This is a genomic window from uncultured Cyclobacterium sp. (genome assembly GCF_963976465.1).
In the GTDB taxonomy this organism is placed as follows: domain Bacteria; phylum Bacteroidota; class Bacteroidia; order Cytophagales; family Cyclobacteriaceae; genus Cyclobacterium.
Genome location: NZ_CAXBOC010000456.1, coordinates 1 through 4,627, shown reverse-complemented (window position 1 = coordinate 4,627; position 4,627 = coordinate 1). Strand labels below are relative to the sequence as shown.

The following is a 4,627-nucleotide window of genomic DNA, read 5'->3' as shown; positions in this document are numbered from 1 at the left end:
CAGATAGCAAGGTTTCGGGATGCATGATTACCGCCTTAAACCCAAATGATAGTTCCTTTGAACCCATTCAATCCATTGGTGGACATGGAAATAAAATAACGGATTAGCCTCAGAGGTTTAAACAAAATCGAATAGAAAGATGCATGTAGTTTGCTTTTCAAAGCGTAGGATTTGGCTTGTTATTTTATTGATGATGACAGGAGTCTTTGGGGAAAGTTTGGGCCAAACTGAACATGAATTCCCTTTTCAGGCGCGTTTGTTGGAAGAGAAATTTGACTTGCCCAATACCATGATGAAAGGGGTAGGAGGATTTTTGGACCGGGCCCTTCAGGAAAGCAAGGCAACAAGAAATGATTTTTGGCAAAGGGATTTTACAAGTCCTGCAACTTTTAATCAATCTATTGCCTTGCAAAGACAGGAATTGCAGGATATTTTAGGGCTTATAGACAAGAGATCCATTCCTTTTATGAGCTATCAGGAAAGTGGAGCCCTCGAACCCTATACTTTCGAGAATGAAAAATATACCATCTCTGCAGTAAAGTGGCAGGTGTTTGACGGAGTGTTTGGAGATTTTTATGCCGAAGGTTTGTTAATCAGCCCTAAGGCTGAAATTAAGGCCAGTGTGGTCTATGTTCCGGATGCAGGCACAGTACCGGAGCTTGTCGCGGGTATGACAGGGGAAGGTGAACCGGGTTTTGGCAGGGCTGCAGCAATGGCGAAAAATGGTGTGGAGGTGTTGGTTCCTGTGTTACTTAATCGAAAAGACACTTTTTCAGGGAGTTCTATACAAGGAAAATTTACCAACCAAACCCACAGGGAGTACATTTACAGACAAGGATTTATTCTGGGCAGTCATGTGATAGGCTATGAATTACAGAAAGTATTGGCCGCAGTAGATTGGTTCCAAGCAAAAAATGAACAGATGGGAATACCACTGAAAATCGGTGTGGCCGGACATGGAGAAGGAGGGATGCTGTCCCTTTATGCGGCGGCCTTGGATCCTAGGATTTCCGCCTCATTGGTAAGTGGTTATTTTGACCAAAGAGAAAATATATGGAATGAACCTATTTATAGAAATGTCTTTGGCTTGTTGAAGAAATTCGGGGATGCAGAACTGGCGGTTATGAGTTGGCCGCAGAAATTAAACCTCGATTATTCTTTGTATCCTGAAGCTTCAGGACCACCCGCACCATCAGCCGGAAGGACTGGTGCTGCTCCTGGAGTCTTATCAATTCCGGAACTTTCTTCGGTGAAGGCAGAGTGGCAAAGGGCAGAAGCAATGCTTCCCAAAGGCAAAAGTAACCTTCGGTTTTATGAGGGAAGTAATTCAGCAAATAGTGTGCAATCCGATAAACCCCTGGCAATGTTTCTGAAAGACTTGGGGGTAGTTGCTGAATTTATAGGAGTGGATACTTCTTTATTAAACACTGGCTTACCAAGTCATTGGCCAAATGCAGAAGACAGACAAGAAAGGGCTTTACGAGCTATGGAAAACCATATGCAGCAACTTATTCCTGCTTCTGAGACCATCCGGGACAATACTTTTTGGCAGACACTTGACACCAATTCGGGAGATTTGAAAGCCATAAAATCAGCGCATAGAGCTAGGTTATGGGAAGAATTGGGGAGATTGCCCGACCCAGATGTGCCAAACAATACCGAAGCGAGATTCTATGCAGAAACAGATACTTGGACAGCCTATGAACTGAAACTGGATGTTTGGAACGGTGTTTTTGCCTGGGGGATTTTACTGGTACCCAAAGGGAAAGACCTATCAGTTCCTTTGCCGGCTGTGGTTACCCAGCATGGTTTAGAAGGTTTACCCAAAGATGTTTTGACAAAAGACAAAAGTGAAAGGGCATATAAAGCCTATAAAGGTTTTGCCTCAGACTTGGCGGATAGGGGCTATGTGGTGTTTGCCCCACACAATTTATATTGGGGACAGGATAATTTCAGGGTTTTGCAAAGAAAAGCCAATCCATTGGGATTGTCCCTATACTCCATCATAACAGGTCAGCACCAACGCATTGTAGACTGGCTGGGACAGCAGGATTTTGTGGATGCGGAGAAAATCGGGTTTTATGGCCTGTCCTATGGAGGAAAAACAGCCATGCGGGTTCCAGCCCTGGTTGAAGGTTATGCGCTGTCTATTTGTTCAGGAGATTTTAATGAATGGGTGCGGAAAGTTGCAAGTACAGATTATGAGGCTTTCAACAGTTATCCCTTTACCGGAGAGTATGAAATTCCGGAGTGGAACCTGGCCCATACATTCAATTATGCTGAAATGGCAGCCTTAATTGCTCCCAGGCCATTTATGGTAGAAAGAGGCCATAAGGATGCCGTCGGTACAGACAAATGGGTGGCTTATGAATATGCCAAAGTCAGAAGGCATTATGCAAATATTCAAAAGGAAGGTTTTACCACCATTGCTTATTTTAATGATGGACATACCATTAACGGGAAGGAAAGCTTTGCCTTTTTGGATAGGTTTTTGAAAAATGCTAAATAAGTTTGTATTGTAGGGTATTTAGTGACGAAACCAATCAACCGGACCCTGAGCGGAGTCGAAGGGTTAGGCATTACGCGTACGTAACCCTTAGGCTTCGGCTCCGCTCAGCCGCCGGGTAAAGAGTTTGTCCTAGAAAAGTTTACAATTCACATAAAAAATCCCCTTTTATCCCTCCGCCGCGGCGGAGGGATTTTGTGCTTTCAGGAATGATAGTGTCTTTACTAACTTTACATTAAGTCAGCCCATTTCAAATTAGCCATTCAGTCTGAAATTCCCATTTCCGCAACTCCCTGACAAGGGGGTATGGGTATATTACTGTTTGTCAGTGTGTTATTTTGTCAGAAAGTCATCCATATTACCGGACCCTGAGCGGAGTCGAAGGGGTAGGTATTACGCTTACGTAACCCTAAGGCTTCGGCTCCGCTCAGCCACCGGGTAGAGCGTTCACTCAGCCGTTAGGTATCGGCTTCGCTCAGCCGCCGGGTATTGAATTCACTCAGCCGTTAGGTATCGGCTCCGCTCAGCCACCGGGTAGAGCGTTCACTCAGCCGTTAGGTATCGGCTCCGCTCAGCCGCCGGGTAGAGCGTTCACTTAGCCGTTAAGTGTCGGCTCCTCTTGGCCACAGGGTATTGAGTTCACTCAGCCGTTAGGTATCGGCTCTTCTCAGCCACTGGGAAAAGAATTTAATTTGCATTAAATACCTCTATAACCCGGAGGTTCAATTCCTTGAGCCCTTATATAGGCAATGGCTGCTCCTCTATGGTGTGTAGTATGGTCATCCAGCAATCCTACCATTTGCCTACGGGTAATTTTTCCGGCAAAAGAATCAATTTCTTCGGTTAATTGGGCTTTAGAGAGAGAAGAAATGGTTTTTTTACCATAATCATAAGCCTTGGTGATAAACTCTTTCATCTCAGCTTTGGTTTGCGGTTTTGCAGAAGGATCGAAATCCATTTCACCACCGAGCAAAAACCCTTTGGAGATATTGGCTGTAGCAGCACCTATGTGCGTGATTTGCTCCTTGAAAGACATGGCAGATTCATGGAGTTTGTCGTCTAACTTATCATCAGGCATTTTATCAATGGCTTCAAGGGTAAAAGCTTTGCTGTTTTCCCATTTGGCCAGAAACTCTTCCATGGTAGTTTGGGCGTGGCTACTCGCCATTCCAATAAGAAGAAAAAGAGCGGTCAGTAGAATGTTTGTTTTTTTCATTGTTTTTGGGTTTGGATAGAATCTAAAGTTCGGAAAATATTTTTGTATTTCTATGGGCTGTCCAATTATCTCAAGCTTATACTTTAAAATGTTTACGTCAAAAATCCCCCTTGGTCCTTCCGCCGCGGCGGAGGGATTTCGTGCTTTCAGGATTGATGGTTTCGTTAATTACTTTCCATTGAGTCAGCCCATTTCAAATCAGCCATTCAGCCATAAATTCCCATTTCCGCTAATCCCACCTACAACAACCTCGAAAAACCACTATGGGCCTTTTCTTCATTGGGCCACTTTTTAAAATTGTTTTCTTTAATAACTTGGCTTAAAAAGCCAAAGGTTTCAGCCAGGGCTTGATGGTAAAGACCAATGATTAGCTCATTGTGCGAAAGCGTAGGGTAGAAAGAAGTACCTGCAAGAAATCCTTTAGAAAGCATCTGTTGGGTAAAGATGGTTCTTAACATTTCACTTTCAGGATGGTCAAAACTAAAGCTTGTCAAAGCAGGGAAGCCTTTGACTTGTAGGGGAAGGTTTTCACTAGCAGCAGTTGTTTGCAAGATACCCTGAATTTGTTGGCCAGAATGCTCAATTGCCTTTTGAATATCCAGTTTTTCCATTGCTGAAATAGTAGCCAATGCAGCCACTGACCCTAAACTCTCTGTCCAATAAGTGCTACTGATAAAGGATCGCTGAGCACCCTCCATGGCAGCCTTGGTTCCTATAACTGCCCCGATGGGATAACCATTCCCCAGCGCTTTGGCAAAAACAGCCATGTCGGGTTCAATGCCATACTTCAAATGCATGCCCCCAAAATGCAATCGCCAACCTACAGTAATCTCGTCCATGATCAGCACGATTCCATGTTTCTTGGTGATGGACCTGATGGCTTCCAAAAAGCCTGGTGTCGGATT

The 4,627-nt window shown here is 44.2% G+C and carries 3 protein-coding genes; 1 reads left to right on the top strand and 2 read right to left on the bottom strand.

All coding sequences use genetic code 11. From position 1 onward, the window contains the following. Positions 1 to 139: 139 nt before the first annotated feature. A complete protein-coding gene (locus tag AAC037_RS20160) occupies positions 140 to 2,509 on the top strand; it encodes a prolyl oligopeptidase family serine peptidase (protein WP_339905141.1) in 2,370 nt (789 codons plus the stop codon). 694 nt (positions 2,510 to 3,203) lie between these two features. Here the strand turns inward: AAC037_RS20160 and AAC037_RS20155 are convergent. Beyond that, positions 3,204 to 3,722, bottom strand: a complete 519-nt coding sequence (locus AAC037_RS20155; protein WP_339905139.1) for a DinB family protein — start codon at positions 3,720 to 3,722, stop codon at positions 3,204 to 3,206. Between the two features lie 239 nt (positions 3,723 to 3,961). Continuing rightward, positions 3,962 to 4,627 (bottom strand): aminotransferase class III-fold pyridoxal phosphate-dependent enzyme (locus AAC037_RS20150; protein ID WP_339905138.1); only part of this gene is annotated, 666 nt, incomplete at its 5' end.

What these genes read in the sequence shown, in the direction of transcription:
- AAC037_RS20160 (WP_339905141.1), top strand. Translation starts at nt 140, where the DNA reads ATGCATGTAGTTTGCTTTTCAAAGCGTAGGATTTGGCTTGTTATTTTA.
- AAC037_RS20155 (WP_339905139.1), bottom strand. Translation starts at nt 3,722, where the DNA reads ATGAAAAAAACAAACATTCTACTGACCGCTCTTTTTCTTCTTATTGGA.